This is a genomic window from Herbiconiux sp. L3-i23 (assembly GCF_023734115.1).
GTDB lineage: Bacteria > Actinomycetota > Actinomycetes > Actinomycetales > Microbacteriaceae > Naasia.
In genome coordinates, this window is the sequence record NZ_AP025737.1 from 840,429 (window position 1) to 861,370 (window position 20,942).

The 20,942-nt window shown below is 71.1% G+C and carries 13 protein-coding genes; 9 read left to right on the plus strand and 4 right to left on the minus strand.

Annotated elements, in window-relative coordinates:
- Positions 1-8: 8 nt before the first annotated feature.
- From NGH83_RS04000 to NGH83_RS04015, 4 genes are all read right to left on the minus strand, one after another.
- Entirely contained in the window at positions 9-560 is a 552-nt protein-coding gene (locus NGH83_RS04000; protein ID WP_251857776.1) for a TspO/MBR family protein, read from the minus strand.
- A gap of 73 nt (positions 561-633) precedes the next feature.
- A complete protein-coding gene (locus NGH83_RS04005; protein ID WP_251857777.1) occupies positions 634-2,040 on the minus strand; it encodes an FAD-binding oxidoreductase in 1,407 nt (468 codons plus the stop codon).
- On the minus strand, positions 2,025-3,431 hold the full coding sequence (locus NGH83_RS04010; RefSeq protein ID WP_251857778.1) for an aspartate aminotransferase family protein: 1,407 nt from the start codon (positions 3,429-3,431) through the stop codon (positions 2,025-2,027). Before NGH83_RS04010 ends, NGH83_RS04005 begins: the two co-directional genes overlap by 16 nt.
- Positions 3,428-3,910: an Lrp/AsnC family transcriptional regulator gene (locus NGH83_RS04015; protein ID WP_251857779.1), complete on the minus strand. Its 483-nt coding sequence runs from the start codon at positions 3,908-3,910 to the stop codon at positions 3,428-3,430. Before NGH83_RS04015 ends, NGH83_RS04010 begins: the two co-directional genes overlap by 4 nt.
- 124 nt (positions 3,911-4,034) lie before the next feature.
- Here NGH83_RS04015 and NGH83_RS04020 point away from each other — a divergent pair, with 124 nt between their 5' ends.
- The 9 genes from NGH83_RS04020 to NGH83_RS04060 all read left to right on the plus strand — a co-directional run bounded on the left by NGH83_RS04020 (position 4,035) and on the right by NGH83_RS04060 (position 20,884).
- The gene (locus NGH83_RS04020; protein WP_251857780.1) at positions 4,035-5,471 is read left to right on the plus strand and encodes a gamma-aminobutyraldehyde dehydrogenase; all 1,437 of its coding nucleotides are present in this window, start codon (positions 4,035-4,037) and stop codon (positions 5,469-5,471) included.
- A gap of 108 nt (positions 5,472-5,579) precedes the next feature.
- Positions 5,580-6,923, plus strand: a complete 1,344-nt coding sequence (locus NGH83_RS04025) for an FHA domain-containing protein (RefSeq protein ID WP_251857781.1) — start codon at positions 5,580-5,582, stop codon at positions 6,921-6,923.
- A gap of 56 nt (positions 6,924-6,979) precedes the next feature.
- Positions 6,980-7,819: a PP2C family serine/threonine-protein phosphatase gene (locus NGH83_RS04030; protein WP_251857782.1), complete on the plus strand. Its 840-nt coding sequence runs from the start codon at positions 6,980-6,982 to the stop codon at positions 7,817-7,819.
- Between the two features lie 176 nt (positions 7,820-7,995).
- Positions 7,996-9,405 carry a serine/threonine-protein kinase gene (locus NGH83_RS04035; protein ID WP_251857783.1) on the plus strand — a complete coding sequence of 470 codons (1,410 nt, stop codon included), beginning with the start codon at positions 7,996-7,998 and terminating at the stop codon, positions 9,403-9,405.
- Entirely contained in the window at positions 9,390-15,350 is a 5,961-nt protein-coding gene (locus NGH83_RS04040; protein WP_251857784.1) for an Ig-like domain-containing protein, read from the plus strand. The genes NGH83_RS04035 and NGH83_RS04040 overlap by 16 nt, the downstream gene beginning before the upstream one ends.
- 89 nt (positions 15,351-15,439) lie before the next feature.
- Positions 15,440-16,411 (plus strand): MoxR family ATPase, encoded by a 972-nt coding sequence (locus NGH83_RS04045; protein WP_251857785.1) that lies wholly within the window; start codon positions 15,440-15,442, stop codon positions 16,409-16,411.
- Positions 16,408-17,859: a DUF58 domain-containing protein gene (locus tag NGH83_RS04050; protein ID WP_251857786.1), complete on the plus strand. Its 1,452-nt coding sequence runs from the start codon at positions 16,408-16,410 to the stop codon at positions 17,857-17,859. Before NGH83_RS04045 ends, NGH83_RS04050 begins: the two co-directional genes overlap by 4 nt.
- Positions 17,859-20,183 (plus strand): transglutaminase family protein, encoded by a 2,325-nt coding sequence (locus NGH83_RS04055; RefSeq protein ID WP_251858446.1) that lies wholly within the window; start codon positions 17,859-17,861, stop codon positions 20,181-20,183. The genes NGH83_RS04050 and NGH83_RS04055 overlap by 1 nt, the downstream gene beginning before the upstream one ends.
- The gene (locus tag NGH83_RS04060; RefSeq protein ID WP_251857787.1) at positions 20,180-20,884 is read left to right on the plus strand and encodes a hypothetical protein; all 705 of its coding nucleotides are present in this window, start codon (positions 20,180-20,182) and stop codon (positions 20,882-20,884) included. Before NGH83_RS04055 ends, NGH83_RS04060 begins: the two co-directional genes overlap by 4 nt.
- Positions 20,885-20,942: the final 58 nt, after the last annotated feature.

Consider the following 20,942-nt stretch of genomic DNA (forward strand, 5'->3'; position numbering starts at 1 on the left):
GGGGGACGCTACGTGTTGAGGATGGCGAGACCGAGGTTCAGAGTGCTGGCGAAGAGGATCCACGCCAGATAGGGCATGAGCAGAACGGCGGCGGGCCGGCTGACGTACCAGAACGCGACGATCGTCGCGGTGACGCAGATGTCGAGGAGCACGATGACCGCGAGGCCGATCCACAGGGCCGCGGAGCCGATGATCTCGTATCCGCCGAAGAAGACGGGCGTCCAGACCGAGTTGAGGAACAGTTGCCCGATGTAGAGCGCGAGGGCAGGGCCGACGTAGAAGAAGTGGCGGCGGCGCCACACCAACCATGCCGAGACCGCCATGGCGGCGTAGAGCAGAGTCCAGACCGGGCCGAACAGCCAGTTCGGCGGCGACCACGGCACCTTGACGGCGTCGGCGTACCAGCCGTCGATCGTCGAGATCGTCGTCACGGTACCGAAGAAGGCCACGGCGGCGGAGATGAGCAGGAACAGCGCGAGCACCAGGATCGAGCCGAGATCGAGCCTGCGGGGCGGGGGCGAGAACAGTGTCGCCCCGGGGGCGGTGGTGCTGTAGCTCATCGCTGACTCCCTCACGGGAGTATGAGTCCCGCTCATGAGCCTACGCCCATCGGCGCCCCCGTGGGGGGACGTCTCAGTGTCCGGTGAGTGGCCGGACGGCGGCGGCGGCGAGCGAGGGACGGCCGGTGACCCGCTCCTCCGCGTCGGCCAACGCCATCGCGCTGACCCCGAGATTCGCCCCGAGGAACCGCAGCGGTTCCGGCTCCCAGCGGCCGGAGTCGTGGCCGACCCACGGCAGCCGGGTGAGTTCGCTGCGGCGGCCTGTGACGAGATCGGCCATGGTGCGCCCGGCGAGGTTGGTGGTGGAGAGTCCGTCGCCCACGTAGCCGCCCGCGAAGCCGACGCCGGTCGAGCGGTTGAAGGAGACGGTGGCGTGCCAGTCGCGGGGGACGCCGATCGGTCCACCCCAGGTATGCGTCACCCGGGCGTCGCGCGTGGCGGGGAGGAGTTCGCGCAGTGCCTGCCGGAGATGCTCGAACACGCGGGGCACCCGGTCGTAGTCGTCGCGGACGGCGCTCGCGTAGTGGTAGCGGGCGCCGCGGCCGCCGAACGCGATCCGGTCGTCCGCGGTGCGCTGCCCGTAGATGAGGAGATGCCGGTAATCGCCGAAGGTCTGCCCGTGCTCGATGCCGATCTCATCCCACACCGCCGCGGGCAGCGGCTCCGTCGCGATCATCAGCGAGTACAGGGGGAGCAGGCGCCGGTGGGTCTTCGGCAGCGTCGCGCTGTACGCCTCGAGGGCGAGGACGACCGCGTCGGCGTGCACGGTGCCGTGCGCCGTGGTCACCCGGTTCGCGGCGAAGTCGATCGCCGCGGTGCCCTCGTAGATCGTGGCCCCTCGCGCCTCGACCGAGCGGGCGAGCCCGCGCACGAGCTTCGCCGGCTGCAGGCGCGCGCACGACGGATCGAACACCGCCGATCGCGCGCCGTCGGCACCGAACCGTGCCGGGTCGATCGTTACGAGCGGATCGGTGCCGAAGCGCTGCGCCTCGTCGAGCTCCGCGCGGGCGAGCCGCTCCTGCGCCGCCGACCGGGCGAAGGCGACGGTGCCGCCCTTCACGAAGTCGCAGTCGATGCCGAGCTGTTCGGCCGCCCGGCCCACCTCGTCGACCGTGTCGATCATGGCGCGCCGCATCGCCACCGCGGCGTCGACGCCGTGTCGACGCTCGAGCGCCGCGGCGCTCGCCGGGAAGAGCGCGGAGCACCACCCGCCGTTGCGGCCCGACGCGCCGAACCCTGCGATCTCCTTCTCGAGGATCGCGATCCGGATGTCGGGGTGCGCCTCGAGCAGGTAGTGCGCGGTCCACAGCCCGGTGAGGCCGCCGCCGACGATGCACACGTCGACGACGAGATCGCCGGCGAGCGGCGGACGGGGCGCGAGGTCGTCGCCCTGCTCCGCCACCTGATCGAGCCAGAGGCTCACGTCGCGGTACGGGCGGCGCGGGGCCTGCGCCCCCGTCGCGGTCAGAGCTTCGTCCACGCTTCCGAGAGCACCCCGCGCAGGATCTGCTCGATCTCGTCGAATTCGGGTTCGCCGATCGTCAGCGGCGGCGCGAGCTGGACGACGGGGTCGCCGCGGTCGTCCGCGCGGCAGTAGAGCCCCGCCTCGAACAGCGCCTTCGAGAGGAATCCGCGCAGCAGCCGCTCGGACTCGGCCTCGTCGAAAGTCTCCTTCGTCGCCTTGTCCTTCACGAGCTCGATGCCGTAGAAGTAACCGTCGCCGCGCACATCGCCGACGATCGGCAGGTCGCGCAGCTTCTCGAGCGTCTTCTTGAAGATCGGACCCTTCTCGCGCACCCGCTCGTTGAGCCCCTCCTCCTCGAAGATGGTGAGGTTCTCGAGCGCGACGGCCGCCGAGACGGGGTGACCGCCGAACGTGTAGCCGTGATAGAACGCGATGTCGCCGTGCCGGAAGGGCTCGTAGATACGGTCGCTCACGATGGTCGCGCCGATGGGGGAGTAGCCACTCGTCATCGCCTTCGCGCAGGTGATCATGTCGGGCTCGTAGCCGTAGGTGTCGCAGGCGAACCAGTTGCCGATGCGACCGAACGCGCAGATCACCTCGTCGGAGACGAGGAGCACGTCGTACTGGTCGCAGATCTCGCGGACCCGCTGGAAGTAGCCCTTCGGCGGCGGGAAGCAGCCGCCCGAGTTCTGCACCGGCTCGAGGAAGACCGCGGCGACCGTCTCGGGGCCCTCCATCAGGATCATCTCCTCGATGCGGTTCGCCGCCCAGAGCCCGAACTCCTCCTCGGTCTGCCCTGCCGGTGCGCCCATCTCCTCGGCGCGGTAGAAGTTCGTGTTCGGCACGCGGAAGCCGCCCGGGGTGACGGGCTCGAACATCTGCTTCATCGCCGGGATACCCGTGATCGCGAGCGCACCCTGCGGGGTGCCGTGGTAGGCGATGTAGCGGGAGATCACCTTGTGCTTGGTGGGCCGACCCTGCAGCTTCCAGTAGTACTTGGCGAGCTTGAACGCCGTCTCGACCGCTTCGCCGCCGCCGGTGGAGAAGAACACGCGGTTGAGGTCGCCGGGCGCCATGTCGGCGAGGCGGTCGGCCAGCTCGATGGCCGCCGGGTGCGCGTACGACCAGATGGGGAAGAACGCGAGCTGCTCGGCCTGCTTCGCGGCGACCTCGGCGAGGCGGCGACGGCCGTGCCCTGCATTGACCACGAAGAGCCCGGAGAGGCCGTCGAAGTAGCTCTTGCCCTTCGAGTCCCAGATGGTGTGGCCTTCGCCCTTGACGATGACGGGAACGCCGGATTCCTCGAGCGTCGACTGGCGCGAGAAGTGCATCCAGAGGTGATCCTTGGCCTTCTGCTGCAGGTCGGTCTCGGACCCGGTCGTGACGTTCTGTTCTGTCGTGGTCATCGTGTTCCCCAGTTGTAGAGCTGCTTGTGCAGCTTGAGATAGACGAAGGTCTCGGTCGAGGTGACGCCCTCGAGCGTGCGGATGCGGGAGTTCAGCAGGGTGATGAGGTCGTCGTCGTTCTCGCACACGACCTCGGCGAGGATGTCGAAGTTGCCCGCGGTGAGGACGACGTAGTCGACCTCGGACAGGGCGGCGATCTGGTCGGCGATCACCCGGGTGTCTCCGCTGACCCTGATGCCGACCATCGCCTGCCGGTAGAAGCCCAGCTGCATGGGGTCGGTGACGGCGACGATCTGCATGACGCCGGACTCGGTGAGCTTCTGCACCCGCTGGCGCACGGCGGCCTCGGAGAGCCCGACGGCCTTGCCGATCTCGGCGTACGAGCGGCGCCCGTCGCTCTGCAGCTGCTCGATGATGCTCTTCGAGACGGCGTCGAGGGTCACCTGCCGCGGCGCCGCGCCGTTCCGTCCCTCTGCCATTCCCCGATTCTGGCAGTCGCCGTCGCGCCCGGCAAGCGGATCCGCAGTTCCGACCCTCGATTGACACGGAATCCGAAGCGGATGCCCTCTTGTCCGTCGATCGCGGATGGGTAGGGTGGTGCCCATGAGCGGAACCGAACTGCGCAACTTCATCGGCGGCGACTACGTCGACGCGACCAGCGATGAGCGACTCGATCTCATCGATCCCGCCACCGAGCAGGTGTACGCCACGAGCCCGATCTCGAACCGGCAGGACGTCCACGCCGCGTACGAAGCCGCGGCCGCCGCGTTCGAGCAGTGGGGCGAGACGACCCCCGCCGAGCGGCAGCTCGCGCTCTTCCGCATCGCCGACGCGATCGAGAAGCGGGCCGACGAGTTCGCCGAGGTCGAGTCGCAGGACACCGGCAAGCCGCTGGCGTCGCTCGTCGACGACGAGATCCTCGTCTCGGTCGACCAGATCCGCTTCTTCGCCGGCGCCGCCCGCGTGCTCGAAGGGCGCGCCGCGGGCGAGTACATGGCCGACCACACCTCCTTCGTCCGCCGCGAGCCGATCGGCGTCATCGGCCAGGTCACGCCGTGGAACTATCCGCTCAACATGGCGACGTGGAAGTTCGCCCCGGCGCTCGCCGCCGGCAACGCGATCGTGCTGAAGCCGTCCGACACGACCCCGTCGTCGACGCTGCTGCTCGCCGAGGTCGCCGCCGAGTTCCTGCCCCCGGGCGTGCTCAACGTGATCGCGGGCAACCGCGACACCGGCGCGGCGATGATCGACGACACGATCCCGCAGATGGTCGCCATCACCGGGTCGGTGCGCGCCGGCATGGAGGTCGCGAAGGCGGCCGCGAACGACCTGAAGCGCGTGCACCTCGAGCTCGGAGGCAAGGCGCCCGTGATCGTCTACGACGACGCCGACATCGAGCTCGCGGTCGCCGGCATCGCCGGTGCCGGCTACTTCAACGCCGGTCAGGACTGCACCGCCGCCACTCGGGTGCTGGTGCAGGCGGGCATCCACGACGAGTTCGTCGCGGCGCTCGCCGCGTACGCGAAGGACAACGCGAAGACCGGCGCCCCGCGCGACGAGGACGTGTACTTCGGCCCGGTCAACAACGCCGACCAGCTGCAGCGGGTCACCGGGTTCATCGACCGTCTCCCCGACCACGCCGACATCGCGCTCGGCGGATCGCGCCAGGGTGACACCGGCTACTTCTACGAGGCCACCGTGGTCAGCGGACTGCGCCAGGACGACGAGGCGATCCAGCAGGAGATCTTCGGCCCCGTCATCACCGTGCAGAAGTTCACCGACGAGGCCGAGGCGCTGCGGTGGGCGAACGGCGTGCAGTACGGTCTCTCCTCATCGGTGTGGACCCGCGATCACGGCAAGGCGATGCGGGCGGCGAAGAAACTCGACTTCGGCTGCGTGTGGATCAACACCCACATCCCCCTCGTCGCCGAGATGCCGCACGGCGGTTTCAAGCACTCCGGCTACGGCAAGGACCTCTCGATGTACGGCTTCGAGGATTACACTCGCATCAAGCATGTGATGAGCTACATCGGCGGCTGATCGGCCGGTGGGGTTCACGCACACGAGAGACGGCGACCCCGTCCGACGCGCGCGGCCGCGACCGGGGCGCGGGATCGGGACGGGGCACCCGGGGGGAGACGAGCCGACGTGACCCCTGGGCACGCCTTCTATTCGCCCCTCGCCGCTGAGGTCGGCGGCGCGCTCAACTGGACCTTCTTCGCCGCGGGAACGGTGTTCGCCGGCTTCGAGTCGGCCGTTCCCGTCGACCTGATCGCCGGGCTCTGGCGCCTCGCCTCCGATCCGGATGCGACCCTCGAGTCGGTCGTCGCCTCCATTCCGCTCCGGGGCCCCGACGCCGTCGAGTCCTTCGCCGTCGTGGTGCTCGGCGAGCGCCTCTCGGTGGTGCTGCGCGGCTCCGGGAGCGTCGACATCCTGACCGCAGCGGGGCAGCGGCGCATCGATTCGCGAGCCATGCAGCCCTGGTACCTGGCCGAGTTCGACGGGGTGAGCGCCCTCGCGCTCGGGTCGTCGGAGCGTCCGATGGGGGTCGACAGCGCCCCCGCCTCACGCGACCTGCCGGTGATGAGCGGACTGGTGCGGGCTCCGTGGCTCGCCTGGACCGTCGCCGCGGGGGAGCGGGCCGTCGACCCGTCGGCCGCGATCCGCGCCCCGTCGACCGGGCCGACCCCGATGAGCTCGCGGATCCCGCAGCATCAGCCCTCCGCCCCGATCACCGGTTCGATCCCCGTGCAGAAGATGGCCGCCGCGCCGGGGCCGTACCGTGCACCGATCACGACGCCGATCCCGGTGATCCCCGCCGCGCTCGCGACCGCCGACCTCCCCCCGCTGCCCGGTGCCCCCGAGGTGCCGCGCAAGCAGGATCCGCTGATCGGACGCGGGGGCGGCGACATCGGAGCCGGGGACATCGAGGACACCGTCACCGGTCTCGGGACAGGGCAGTGGTCGCTGCTGCAAGAGGAGGAGCGCGCCGCGCAGCTCGCCGCCGCGGCCGAGCAGGGCGATATCGGCGACACGCTCGTCACCGAGCGTTCCCGGCACCGCGCCGACGTGCCGACCCTGACGGCGTGGTCGCCCGCGCGACTCGAGCACGACCTGCGGTTCTCGTCCGCCGGACGAGGCGGCGCGGTCGGCCACTACAGCTTCCGGATCGGAACCGGCCAGATCTACCGGCTCGACACGCCCGTGTACATCGGACGCAAGCCGAGCAGTCCCCGCATCGTCACCGGCACCATTCCCCGCCTGCTGAAGGTCTCCTCCCCGTCGATGGAGGTGAGCGGCACGCACGTCGAACTGCGTCAGGAGGGCGGCAACGTCGTCGTCACCGACATGCGCTCGACGAACGGCACCTTCGTCTCGCAGCCGGGCGCCGCGCACGTAAAATTGCGGCAGGGGGAGTCGTTGGTGGTGACGCCGGGAACGCTGGTGGACATCGGCGACGGCAACGTGATAGAGATACTTCCCATCCGCTGACCGCCCCGCCTTCCGTCGTTTCCGGCCCGCGGGCCACGCAGTAGTCAGGATGGTCAGTGACACAGATCGGTCGTAGCAATCCGGGCTACACCGTCTCGGTTCCGCGTCGGCCCGACATCGAGATCACGCTGTCGTGGTCGGCGGTCACCGATGTCGGACGCAAGCGAGCGGTGAACGAGGACAGCTTCGTGGCGCAGAGCCCGCTGTTCGCCGTCGCCGACGGCATGGGCGGACACTCGGCGGGCGATCTCGCGAGCACCGCCGTCGTCACCCGCCTCGCCGAGGTCATCGAGGCCGACTTCATCGACCCCGACGTGGTCGAGCACGCGCTCAACACGGCCGCCCTCGACATCGAACGCGTGTCGGGCCGATCGGCTCTCGGCACCGGGACCACCGTGACGGGCGCGGCGCTCACCCTCGTCGGCAGCGACCCGTACTGGGCGGTGTTCAACATCGGCGACTCGCGCGTGTACCAGCTGCGCGGCCGGCTCTTCGAGCAGGTCACGGTCGATCATTCCGTGGTGCAGGAGCTCGTCGACTCCGGTGCGATCACCAAGGAGCAGGCCGAGCACCATCCCGACAGCAACGTCATCACGCGCGCGATCGGCTTCAACGAGCTGCCGGCGCCCGATCTGTGGATGATCCCGGTCACCGAGGGGCTGCGCCTCATGATCTGCTCCGACGGGCTCACCAAGGAGTTGAGCGACGAGGACATCCGTCAGCAGCTCGTCGCGGGCGCGCCGTCGCGCGAGACCGCGACGGCGCTCGTCGACGCGGCGCTCGGCCGCGGCGGCCGCGACAACGTCACCGTGCTCGTCGTCGACGTCGTCGCGACCACCGGCGACTTCGACCTCGACCAGACGGTCCCGCGCAGGGGGACGGGGCGCCACTCCTGATCAGCGGCCTCATCCGTACCGTGCCGTCTGCCCCTCATTTGGGGGCAGACCAATAGTCCACAAGGTCCGCTCAATCGGCGGGACCGGTGTACCCCTCGCCTACAATCAGTAGACACTGCGCGTGGACCGCGTCCGCGGCGCGCGAAAAACGAAGTCCGCGGCATCGAGGGGAAGACATGGCGCGACGCCTTCCTTCGACCCCGCCCACGCTCCCGGGCTTCAGCTACGTGCGCGCGCTCGGCTCCGGCGGCTTCGCCGACGTGTTCCTTTACGAGCAGAACATGCCGCGGCGCCAGGTTGCCGTGAAGGTCATGCTCTCCGAGGTCGTCAACGAGCAGGTCCGGCAGATGTTCCAGGCCGAGGCCAACCTGATGGCGCAGCTCTCGACGCACCCGTCGATCCTCACCGTCTATCAGGCGAGCGTGTCCTCCGACGGCCGGCCGTACCTCGTGATGGAACTGTGCTCCGCCGCGCTCAGCGAGCGGTACCGGCGCGAACCCATCCCCGTGCCGGAGGTCCTGCGGGTCGCGATCAAGATCGCGAGTGCCGTCGAGACCGCGCACCGCGCCGGGGTGCTGCACCGCGACATCAAGCCCTCGAACATCCTCACCACCGCGTACGGGCACCCTGTGCTCTCGGACTTCGGCATCGCCGCGACGCTCTCCGAGTCGGAGCGCACCGAGTCGATCGGGCTGTCGATCCCGTGGTCGGCGCCCGAGGTCCTGATGGACGAGACGGCGGGTACGGTCGCGAGCGAGGTCTGGTCGATGGCGGCCACCGTCTACAGCCTTCTCGCGGGGCGCTCGCCGTTCGAGATCCCGGGCGGCGAGAACAAGTCCGCCGACCTCATCTCGCGCATCAACCGGGCGAAGATGCAGCCGATCGGCCGGAACGACGTTCCCGCCCGTCTCGAGTCGATCCTGCAGCGCGCGATGTCGAAGAAGCCCGAGCACCGACCGGCGAGCGTGCTCGAGCTCATCCGCGAACTCCAGTCGGTCGAAACCGAACTGGGTGTGCCGCAGACGCCGCTCGAGGTCGCGATGGACGATTGGGCGCTCGCGACGGTCGCCGACCTCGAAGACCGAACGCGCCTTCGCGGCATCCCCGCACCGGGGCAGCAGGAGCGCCGCCGCCGGCGGTCAAGGGCGTACGAGGGGACGGGCGACTCCCGCCCGGTCGGCACCATGCTGCGACCGCAGAGCGGGTCGCCGCAGACCGGTGCCGTCGCGGCACCCGCCGCGCGCATGACCTGGCTCGCCTGGGTGCTCGTCGCCGCATCCGTGCTCGTCATCGCGCTCGGTGCGACCGCCGCGATGGTGCTCTTCCGCGCCGCGTCGTCCGAGATCCCGACCGTCGGCGCGGTCCAGGCGAGCACCGACGACGGACGGGTCGTCTTCAGCTGGGACGACGCCGGGCAGGGCGACGACGCCTACCGCATCACGACAAGCGACGGCGCGACGAGTGTGCAGAAGGGCACCCGCTTCGCCGTCGATGCCGGCGACGGCGGCCAGGTCTGCATCACCGTCACCGTCGTGCGCGACGGCAGGCCGGGCGCCGCGAGCGCCGAGAAGTGCGCGGGAACGTAGTCGTGCAGGCTGCACCGTCCCCCCTCCGCAGGATCCTCGCCGCGATCTCGCGGCGGAAGTCGATGCTCATCGCCCTCGTCGGCGGCATCGCGATCGCGTCGGTCCTGATCGGCGTCGCCGTCGTCTCCGACGGCTACAAGGCGCAACGGCTCGACCTCGACGACGGGTCGGTGTGGGTCGTCAACGGGTCGAAGCAGGTCGTCGGCCGCGCGAACACGCAGATCCGGGCCCTCGACACCGTCGTGGCGAGCACCAGCGGCACCCTCGACGTCCTGCAGCAGGGCACCGAGGTCGTCGTCCACGACCGCGGCAACAGCACCATCGAGTTGCTCGACCCGGCGACCTCGACCATCGAGGACACCATCCCGGTGCCGCCCGACGACACCCGGATCTTCACCACCGGACCGCGGGTCGCCGACGGGGTCGCGGTCGTGCTCTCGCAGGGCACCGGCGAGGCGTGGGTCGTGCCGCTCGCGCAGCTCGACGCCTTCGACGCGCAGTCCGAGGCCGACCTCGTCTTCGGGGCCGGCGCGGTGGGCGCGATGGATTCGGACGGCACCTTCTACGTCTACTCGCCCGAAGCCTCGCAGGTGTCGCGGGTCGAGGCGGCCGATGGGGCGGTGGTCAACCAGACCTACCCGGTCGACGGCCCCACCGCGGACGACGACACCGCCCTCACCGTGGTCGGCGGACGTTTCGCGCTGCTCGACCTCACCACCCGCCTCCTCTACACGGCCGACGGCACCGCGGACCTCGAGAGGCTGATCGCCGGGTCCGACGACATCCGTCTGCAGACCCCGGTCACCGCCGACGAGGGCGGGCGCGGCGGAACCGACCAGGTCTACGTCGCGAGCACCAGCGGCCTCGTGTCGGTGCCGTTCGGCGGGCAGCCCGAGATCGTCGCCGACGCGAGCGCGGCCGGGGCGGGCAGCCTCGCCGCCCCGCTGGTCAGAGCCGGTTGCGCCTACGCAGCCTGGCCGGGCGGCGCGTTCTGGAGCCGATGCCTCGACACCGTCGACGCCGACCCCCGAGGCGACACTGCGGTGCTGCCGGGCGTCTCCTCCGCGGCGCAGCTCGGCTTCGCGGTGAACGGCCGCAACGTCCTGCTGAACGACACCCGATCCGGAGCGAGCTGGGCGGTGCAGGACGGCAACGTCTTGATCGACAACTGGGCGGACCTGCTCGACCAGGAGGAGGACACCCAGGTCGTCGAGGAGAACGACGAGGACACCCCGCCCGAGTTCGACAAGCTGCAGCAGCCGCCGGTCGCCGTCGACGACGAATTCGGCGCACGACCGGGGCGCACCAGCGTGCTCCCCATCCTGCTGAACGACTACGACGCGAACGGCGACGTGCTCGTCGTCACCGAGCTGAGCGGCTTCCCGCAGGACGCGGGCCGCCTCACCCTGACCGGCGACCGCCAGCAGATCCTCGTCGATCTCGACCCTGCGGCGTCGGGCACGCTGTCGTTCCGCTACACGATCACCGACGGACGCGGCGGCAGCGCCTCGGCGGCCGTGAGCCTCACCGTCCGCGGCGACGACGAGAACGCAGCGCCCGTCCAGGTGCGCACCACGAAGGCCACCGTCGCCGCGTCGTCGCGCGCCACGACGCAGGTGCTCGGCGACTGGTACGACCCCGACGGCGACGCGTTCTTCCTCTCCACCGCGTCGGTCGGCTCGCCCGACAGCGTCACCTACAAGCCCGCCGGCGACGTCGTCTTCATCGACGGCGGCGCCGGGCAGGGGGTCAAGGACGTCGCGCTCGCCGTCTCCGACGGACGCGCGGACGGTGCGGGCACCCTCGCGGTCACCGTCCGGCCCTTCGGCGAGGTGCCGATCATCGCTGAGCCCTTCGTGGTGCTCGCCTACGCCGACCAAGAGGTCGAAGTCGATCCGCTCGCGCACGTGCGCGGCGGCAACGGCGCCATCCGCCTCACCAACGTGCCCGACAAGGCCGACGTCCGCCTCATCCCCGACTACGAGGGCGGCACCTTCCGGCTCGTCAGCTCGAAGGCGGGCACCCACTACCTCGACTACACGGTGAGCGACGGCGTCGTCACCACCACCGGAACGCTGCGCGTCGACGTGGAGGCGCAGCCCGACCCGGGCAGCGCCCCGATCCCGGTCCCGCACACGGCGTTCATCCGGCAGGGCGGCACCCAGAACGTCGACGTGCTCGCCACCGACATCGACCCCGCGGGCGGCGTGCTGCTCGTCACCGGCGTCGAGAGCGTGCCCGCGACCTCCGGTGTGCGCGTCGAACTGCTCGAGCAGCGCCTGCTGCGCGTCACCCTCGTCGGACCGATCGAGGGCGGCAGCCTCTCCTTCCGGTACACCTTGAGCAACGGCCTCGCCGAAGCCGACGGCGCGGTCTCCGTGATCGAGATCCCGGAACCCGCCCGCCTGCAGCCGCCCATCGCGTCCCCGGACCGCGTGTCCGTGCGCGTCGGCGACGCCATCGACATCCCGGTGCTCGCGAACGACGAGCAGCCCGACGGGGAGGCGCTCACCCTCGACCCCGCCCTCGTCGAGAACCTGCCGAGCGGGGCGGGCCTGCTGTTCACCGCCCAGAACCGGCTGCGCTACCTGGCCCCGCAGGAGACCGGCAACTACTCCGCCGTCTACCGCGTGAACGGCCCCGACGGGCAGTGGGCGACGGCCGAAGTGACCATCGCCGTGCGCGAAGCCGACCCGGCCTCCAACAACCCGCCGGTGCCGAAGACGACGACAGCGCGCGTGCTCGCCGGCGAGAGCGTCCGCATCCCCATCCCGCTCACCGGGATCGATCCCGACGGCGACTCGGTGCAGCTGCTCGGCCAGGAGTCGAACCCCGAGAAGGGCGCCGTCGTCGAGGTCGGCAGCGACTGGATCGAGTTCGAGGCGGGCCAGTACTCGGCCGGCACCGACACCTTCACGTACCGTGTGGTCGACAGTCTCGGCGCCTCCGCGGTCGGCACCGTGCGCGTCGGCATCAGCCCGCGTCTCGACGGCGCGAGGAACCCGGTCGCCATCCCCGACGAGGTGACGGTGCGGCCGGGCACGACCATCGCCGTGCAGGTGCTCTCCAACGACTCCGACCCCGACGGCGGGGAGTTGTCGATCGTCTCCGTCGAACCGACGAGCGAAGGGGCGACCGCCGAGATCGACGGCACCGTCGTGCGCGTCGCGGCCCCCGACGAGCGCGGGCGCTACGGCTTCGTGTACACGATCGAGAACGAGCGGGGCGGCACCAGCTCGAACTTCCTCACCGTCGTCGTCGACCCCGACGCACCGCTCGCCCGGCCCATCGCCGAGGACACCGTGCTCGGCCTGAGCGACATCCTCCGCCGCGACAGCATCGACGTGAACGTGCTGGCGGGCGTGTTCTTCGCCGAGGGATCGGCGCGCGACCTCGACCTCGCGGTGCTCGCCGACTACAGCGGCAGCGCGAGCGTCACCGCGAACAAGCGGATCCGGGTCGAGCTCGGCGACCGCAGCCAGATCATCCCGTTCTCCGTGGCGCACCCCGACGACCCGACGGTCATCTCGTACGCGTTCATCCGCGTCCCCGGCTTCGACGACGCGCTGCCGCAGCTGCGCAAGGGAGTGCCCCGGCTCACCGTGGTGAGCGGGGAGACGCTCACGATCGACCTCGACGACTACGTCGTCGCCGTCGGCGACCGCGGAGTGCGCCTCACCGACAGCGGGTCCGTCCGCGCGACCCACGGCGACGGGTCGCCGCTCGTCGCCGATTCGAACACCCTCGAGTACACGAGCGCCGAACGCTACTTCGGCCCCGCGTCGATCGCGTTCGAGGTCACCGACGGGTCGTCGGCGAACGACCCCAACGGCCGCAGGGCGACGCTCGTGCTGCCCATCACGGTGACGCCGCGCGACAACCAGCCGCCCGTCTTCCAGGGCGCGGCGCTCGAACTCGAACCGGGCACCGAGCGCACCGTCGACCTGCGGCGCCTGACGACCTACCCGTATCCGGACGACATCGACGAGCTCACCTACTCGCTGCCCGGGTCGCAGCCGCCCGGCTTCTCGCTGTCGATCAACGGCACCGACCTCGTCGTGCGCGCCGACGAGGGCACCCCGAAGGGCACGACGACCTCGACGGTCATCGGCGTCCGCGATTCGGTGAACGACGGCGGGGCGGGGCGCCTCCAGCTGAGCGTCGTCGCCTCCACGAGACCGCTCGCCGCGCCCGCCACCGACGCGTCGGTCGTGCCCCGCGGCACCACCACCGTCGTCGACGTGCTGGCGAACGACCAGGCGACGAACCCGTTCCCGGGCCGGCCGCTCACGGTGACAGCGGTGCGGGGCATCGACGCCGCCGCGCTCCCCGCAGGGGTGAGCATCGTGCCGAGCTCCGACCGGTCGCGCCTGTCGGTGACGGTCGCCGCCGGTGCGGAGCCGCGCGACGTCACCGTGCAGTACCAGGTGCTCGACGCGACCGGCGACCCCGACCGAGCCGTCTGGGGCACCGTCACCCTCTCGGTGCAGGACCGGCCCGACGTGGTCACCGGACTCCGGGCCACGGGCTTCGCCGATCGTCGGATCACCGTCGCATTCGACCCCGGGGCATTCAACAACTCGCCGATCACGGGGTACCGGGTGACCACCTACACCCGCGACGGAGCGAGCATCGCGACGACGCAGTGCGCCTCGACCACCTGCTCGGTCGGCACTCCGGGCAACGGCCCCGCGAACGCCATCCGGATCGGCGTCGTCGCCGTCAACGCGCTCGGCAACTCCGACGAGGTGGTGAGCCCCGAGCCGATCTGGTCCGATATCGTCCCCGCCGCGCCGACGGGGCTGCGTGCCCGACCGCTCGACCACGGCCTCCGGGTGTTCTGGACCAAGCCGGCCGAGACCGGCGGCAGTGCGATCAGCTACTACACCGTCTCCGTCGCCGGGTACACCGCCACGAGGAACGTGAGCCGCTCCGACCCGGTGGGCACCCAGTACTCGATCGACGTCACCAACTCGTCCATCGGCAACGGCGGCGCGGTCGAGTTCACCGTCAGCGCCCGCAACGACGCTTACGCCGGGCTCACCGTCTGGAACAGCGCCAGCGGCTCCGGCACCCCCGCCGGCCCGCCGACGGTGGTCGGCAGTCCCGGCGCGAACATCGTCGCCGAGGGCGGTTCGACCGGCACCGTGTCGGTCAGCTGGGGCGGCGTGTTCGACGGCAACGGCGCCGGCATCAGCCAGTACTACGTCGCGCGCTACCAGGGCACCCCGCCGTCGTGCTCCGCGACAGGGGTCGGCTCCGACGATCCGCAGCCCCAGGTGCCCGCCGCGAGCGACGCGTTCCGACACGTCGGCACCGCGACGAGCTCCGACTTCCAGGTGAACGCGAACGAGCAGAACTCGTTCGTCGTCTTCGCCTACAACGGTCAGGGCTGCAGCTCGAGCGGGCAGATCGCGGTGACCACGAGGCAGACCCCCGGCACCCCGACGGCCGTCGGCGTCTCGGGACCCCGCGAGGGTGCGACCGGACGCTTCGACTTCCGACTCGACTCCGTCGACTACGTCTCCGGTGGCGGCAATCCGGGCGTGCGGTACGAGTACCTGCTCGACGGCGTCGGCGCGGGGTCGATCGGCCTCGGATCGACGATCGCCGCCGGATACGGCGCAGAGCACACCGTGCAGGTGCGCGTGTGCGAGTCCTGGCCCGGCAAGGAGCTCTGCTCCGGCTGGTCGCCGAACTCGCCGGTGTTCACCCCGGTCGACACGCTGCCGCAGCAGCTCGCCTCCCGCGTCGAGGGCATCGAGCAGGTCTGGACCTGGACCGCGCTGCCCACGGGCTCCTACGACGCCGTCGAGTACAGCTGCGACGGAGCCACCTGGATCGCGAGTGCCGGCGCCGTTCCGGGAGAATGCCGAGGTCCGCTGCCCACGCCGTTCCGGGTGGCGGTCACCGAGAACGGGCAACGATACGAGTACCGATCATGACCGACACGACGCCGTCGGCGGTGCCCGTCCCACAGCCGTCGACCCCACAGCCGCCGACCCCCAACTCGAACCGAGGAGCAGGAACCCACATGACGATGACCCCCGAGCAGGCCGCGTGGTTCACCGACATCTTCGGACGGGTCGCCGCGAACATCGAGCAGGTCCTCCTCGGCAAGAGCCACGTCATCCGTCTCGCCCTCACCGCGATGCTGAGCGAAGGCCACCTGCTGCTCGAGGACAACCCGGGCACCGGCAAGACCTCGCTCGCCCGCGCGATGGCGCAGAGCGTGCAGGGCAGCTCCAACCGAGTGCAGTTCACGCCCGACCTGCTGCCCGGCGATATCACCGGGGTGAGCATCTACGACCAGCGCAGCGGCGAGTTCACCTTCCACGCCGGCCCCATCTTCGCGAACATCGTGCTCGCCGATGAGATCAACCGGGCGAGCCCCAAGACCCAGAGCGCACTGCTCGAGGTGATGGAGGAGGGCTCCGTCACGGTCGACGGCGTCCGGCACGCCGTCGGCGCGCCGTTCATGGTGATCGCGACCCAGAACCCCGTCGAGCAGGCGGGCACCTACCGTCTTCCCGAGGCGCAGCTCGACCGCTTCCTCATGAAGACCTCGATCGGCTACCCCGACCACGCGGCGACGGTCCGCATCCTCGAGGCGTCCACCGTGCGCTCGCACGAGACGACGGTGCCCGCGATCGTGCCCGCCGAGATCGTCGTCGACATGGCGCACCTGTCGAGGACCGTGCACGTCGACCCGTCGATCACCGACTACGTCTCCCGACTCGTCGAGGCCTCGCGCTCGGCCGTCGAGGTGCGCCTCGGGGCGAGCGTCCGCGCCGCCATCTCGCTGCTGCGCACCGCGAAGACCCTCGCCGCCTCCAACGGGCGGCACTACGTCATCCCCGACGACGTCAAGGCTCTCGCCGAGCCCGTGCTCGCCCACCGACTGCTGCTCGACCCCGAGGCGGAGTTCGACGGCGTCACCCCGTCGAACGTCGTCGCCCAGCTGCTCATCGAGGTGCCGCCGCCCTCCGAACGGCAGGCCGTGTGAGCACCACGTCCCGTCACCGCAGCGGCAGGCCGGGCGCCGACCCGCAGCGCAGCCGCGGTGCCACGGCGACCGGCACCGGCACGCGGACGGGCACCCGCACGCGCGTCAGGACGCAGAGCGGGGGGGCTCTCGCCGGCTTGCGCAACGAGCGCACCAAGATCGTCGGCGACCGCACCGGAATGCTCGCCGACCTCCAGGTGGTGCTCGTGCGCGCAGGCCGGTCGGCGGGCAACGCGATCGGAATCGCCACGAGGCACGTCACCGCGGTCGTCACGCCGCTCGGCTGGAGCATGCTCGCCGTCGTCGCCGTGTCGTTCATCGTCGGCTACGCGGCGTCGTGGATGGAGCTCGTCGCCGTCGCATGGGCGGGCACCGTCATCATCGCCGTCGCGTCGCTGTTCCTCATCGGCGCCGGGGGTCACGACATCGGCCTGCGCATGCCGCACGACCGCGTCGTCGTGGGCGACCGCGCCGTCGGGGCGCTCACCGTGACGAACCCGAAACGGCGACGACTGCTGGGCGCGACCATCGAGATCCCCGTCGGCGACGGCCTGCTCGAGCTGCCGCTGCCGTCGATCGGCGCGGGTGGGAGCCACGACGACGTCTTCACCGTGCCGACCACGAAGCGCGGCATCATCGAGATCGGGCCGGTGCGCACCGTGCGCGCCGACCCCATCGGCCTCGTCCGCCGCGAGCAGGTGTGGGCCGCGCGCGTCGAGCTGTACGTGCACCCGAAGACGGTGTCGATCCCGTCCGCGAGCACCGGGTTCGTGCGCGACCTCGAAGGTCACCAGACCCGCGACCTGACCTCGAGCGATGTCGCCTTCCACGCCCTCCGCGACTATCAGCCGGGCGATGACCGGCGCTACATCCACTGGAAGTCGACGGCGCGGCAGGGCGAGCTCATGGTGCGCCAGTTCGAGGAGACCCGGCGAAGCCATCTGATGGTGGCTCTGAGCCTCGCCGAGGCCGACTACGAGGACGACGAGCAGTTCGAGCTCGCCGTGAGCGTCGCCGGATCGCTCGGGGTCAGGGCCATCCGCGACGCGCGCACCGTCTCGGTCGTCGCGAGCGAACGCACCCCGGAGTTCGCCAAGCGCAAGGTCTTCGCCACCCGCAACCTCCGGACCGTGACACCGGTGCGTCTGCTCGACGACCTCGCCGGCGTCACCAAGGTGTCGTCGGCGCTCGGCATCACCGACCTCGCCCGGGTGGCGGCCGAGCAGGTGTCGGGCATCTCCGTCGCCTTCCTCGTGCTCGGCTCCACGCCGACCGTCGCCGCGCTGCGCACGGCCGCCGCGTCGTTCCCGGCCGGCGTCGAAGTCGTCGCCGTCGTCTGCGACGCGGGCTTCGCCCCGGGACTCACCCGCGTCGGGGAACTGACGGTGCTCACCGTCGGCTTCCTCGACGACCTGCAGAAATCACTCGCCCGGTCGGGGGCGCTGTGATGGCCCGCCGCCCGCCCCTTCGACCGACGTCCGTCGCGATCGCCGTGATCCTGATCGACCTCGCGCTGCTCCTCGGCGCGTGGACGTTCTGGCCCATCCACCAGAGCGCCGCCCTCGCCGTCGCGGTCGGCGTGGCCTGCGCCGCGGCGACCCTGATCGCCGTGCTCGGCGCGGTGCTGCGCTGGGGCGCCGCCGTGGTCGGCGCCGTCACGATCGGCGCCTACCTGGTGCTCGGCGTCGGCGCGGCGGTGCCAGACGAAGCGCTCCTCAGGTTCATCCCGACGGTCCCCGGCCTCGCGCGGCTCATCTCGGGATCCGCCCTGTCGTGGAAGGAGCTCCTCACCATCTCGCTGCCCGTCGGCGACTACGAGGCGCTGCTCATCCCCGTCTTCCTCCTCACCCTGCTCCTCGGCGTCGTATCGCTGACCATCGCCCTGCGCGCTCGCCTGCCGGAACTCGCGATCCTCGGCCCGATCGGGCTGTTCCTCGCCGGCATCCTGTTCGGACCGACCACGGTCGAGGGCGTCGTCCTGCCGACACTCGCGCTGCTCGTCGCCTGCCTCGCGTACCTGGTGTGGTGCCGCACGCGTCGGCGCTCCGAGGCCATCCGCCTGTTGAACGAGCAGTCCGGCACGGCGGTCGAGGCCCGCGTCGATCGGCGGCGCGCGGGCCTCCGGACCGCCGTCGGGGCCGGGGTGATCCTGCTGCTCTCGGTCGGGGGAGCGGTCGCGGCGACCGCCGTCGCGCCGCCGTCGCCGACACGGAGCGTGCTGCGCTCGGCGATCGAGAAGCCCTTCGACCCCCGCGACTATCCGAGCCCACTCTCGTCGTACCGCCGGTACTTCCAGCCCGACCGCGCCGACGAGGCGATGCTCACCGTCGAAGGGCTGAGGACCGGCGAGCTGGTGCGGCTCGCGACCCTCGACAGCTACGACGGCGTCGTCTACAGCGTGGGCAGCTCGGAGGTGACGAGCGCGTCGGGGACCTTCACGCGGGTTCCCTTCGCCCTCGACACCGAGGGGATCACCGGCCGGACGGCGAGCGTCGGGATCACCGTCGGCGAATACTCGGGGCTCTGGGTTCCCGACGCCGGGGCGCTCGTCCGCATGGACTTCACGGGGCAGCGCTCGAGCGAGCTGACCGGCGGCTTCTACTACAACGCGGTCAGCGGAACGGGAGCGGTGCTCGCCGGGCTCCAGCCCGGGGACTCCTATCGGTTCGACGCCGTCGTGCCCGAGCGCGCATCCGACGACGAGATCGCCGCCCTCAGCCCGGGCACGGCACCCGTGCCGGCTCCCGCGGTGGTGCCCGACGAGCTCGACACGGCGGTGCAGACCGCCACCGCCGACGCGACGAGCAGTGGCGACAAGCTGCTCGCCGCGGTGCAGGCGATCCGCGAGCGGGGCTACATCAGCCACGGGACGGGCGAGGACGAGCCGTTCAGCAGATCGGGGCACTCCGCCGACCGCATCACCGAGCTGCTCACCGACGATCCGATGCTGGGCGACGCCGAACAGTACGCGGTGACCGCCGCCCTCATGGCGCACCAGCTCGGCTTCCCCTCGCGCGTGGTGCTCGGCTTCGCACTGCCGGAGGACGCCGGGGATGCCCCCGTCGATCTGGTCGGCGCCGACCTGACCGCCTGGATCGAGGTCGCCTCCGCCGACGGCCAGTGGGTGCAGATCGACCCCAATCCGCCGGTGCGGGACATCCCGGAGCAGCAGCCGGAGGACTCGACGAAGGTGGCGCGGCCGCAGTCGGTCGTGCAGCCGCCGCCGGACGAGCGAATCGATCAGGACGAGGTCATCCCGCCGGACGTCGCCGAAGACGACCAGCCCGAACCGCTTCCGGTGTGGCTCGGCGTCCTGCTCGTCGTCCTCAGTGTGCTCGGCTGGATCCTCCTCGCGATGGCGATCCTGCTCGCGCCGTTCGCCGCCGTCGTCGCGGCGAAATGGCAGCGGCGCCGTCGCCGACGGAACACGGGCACCGCGCTCGAGCGGATCGGCGGCGGATGGTCCGAGTTCGCCGACACGGCGGCCGACCTCGGCTACGAGGCGACGCCCCACGCCACCCGGTACGAGGTCGCGATGGCCGTCGGCGGACGCGAACCACTGGTCCTCGCGGCTGCGGTCGACCGCGCCACCTTCGCGCCGGGGACCCCCGACGACCCCGAAGTGGACCGCGTCTGGGACTCGGTGTCCGTGTTGCGCGAGTCGATGCAGGCGGGGCGCACGAGATGGGAGAGGATCAAGGCGCTCGTCTCGGTCAAGTCATTCGCTCGCAACCGGGAGATCCGGCGGCGAAACGAAGGGCTGAAGCGATGACCTGTGCACGGTGCGGCGCCGACCTGCCCGAACGCGCCCTGTTCTGCGGCGAATGCGGCAGCGCCGTCTACGCGGCGACTCCCGCGGCCGGCCCGGCGGACGTCGCCGCGACGCCCGCCACCACCGACTCCGTCGTGGCCCCCCCTGCGAGCGCTCCCGCTGCGGGGGCGGCGCCCGGCGCTGCGCCTGCGGGCGAGGGCGACGAGAACGCGACCCGCATCGTCGACCTGCTCGAACAGCAGGGCGCGTGGCGGCCGCCCACCGGCGACTCCGCACCGCCGGTCGTCGTCGAATCCGCATCGCCCGCGCTCGCAGAGCCGTCGGGGCCCCCGATCGACGAGGCGACGCGGATGCCCGAACGGGCGAAGCCCGAGCCGGTCGCCTTCACACTGCATTTCAGCACGGGCGAATCGGTCACCGTCGAGGGCACCGGCCTCGTCGGGCGGCGTCCCGCACCGCAACCGGGTGAGTTCTTCGACGGCTACGTGACGATCGACGATCCTGGCCGTTCGGTGTCGAAGACGCATCTCGAGTTCGGTCAGGAGGGCGGCGTGTTCTGGATCAGCGACCGCTTCTCGGCGAACGGCACCGTCGTCCGCGAACCGGGCCGCGCACCGCGACTGTGCCCCGCCGGCATGCGCTCGCGTGTTCCCCGCGGTTCCCGCGTCGACATCGGCGAGCAGTTCTTCGTCGTCACCTGACGCACGGGGCGCACATCCTCCACAGCGGAGAGTCGCCGCGTGTTCCCCACCGGCGGCA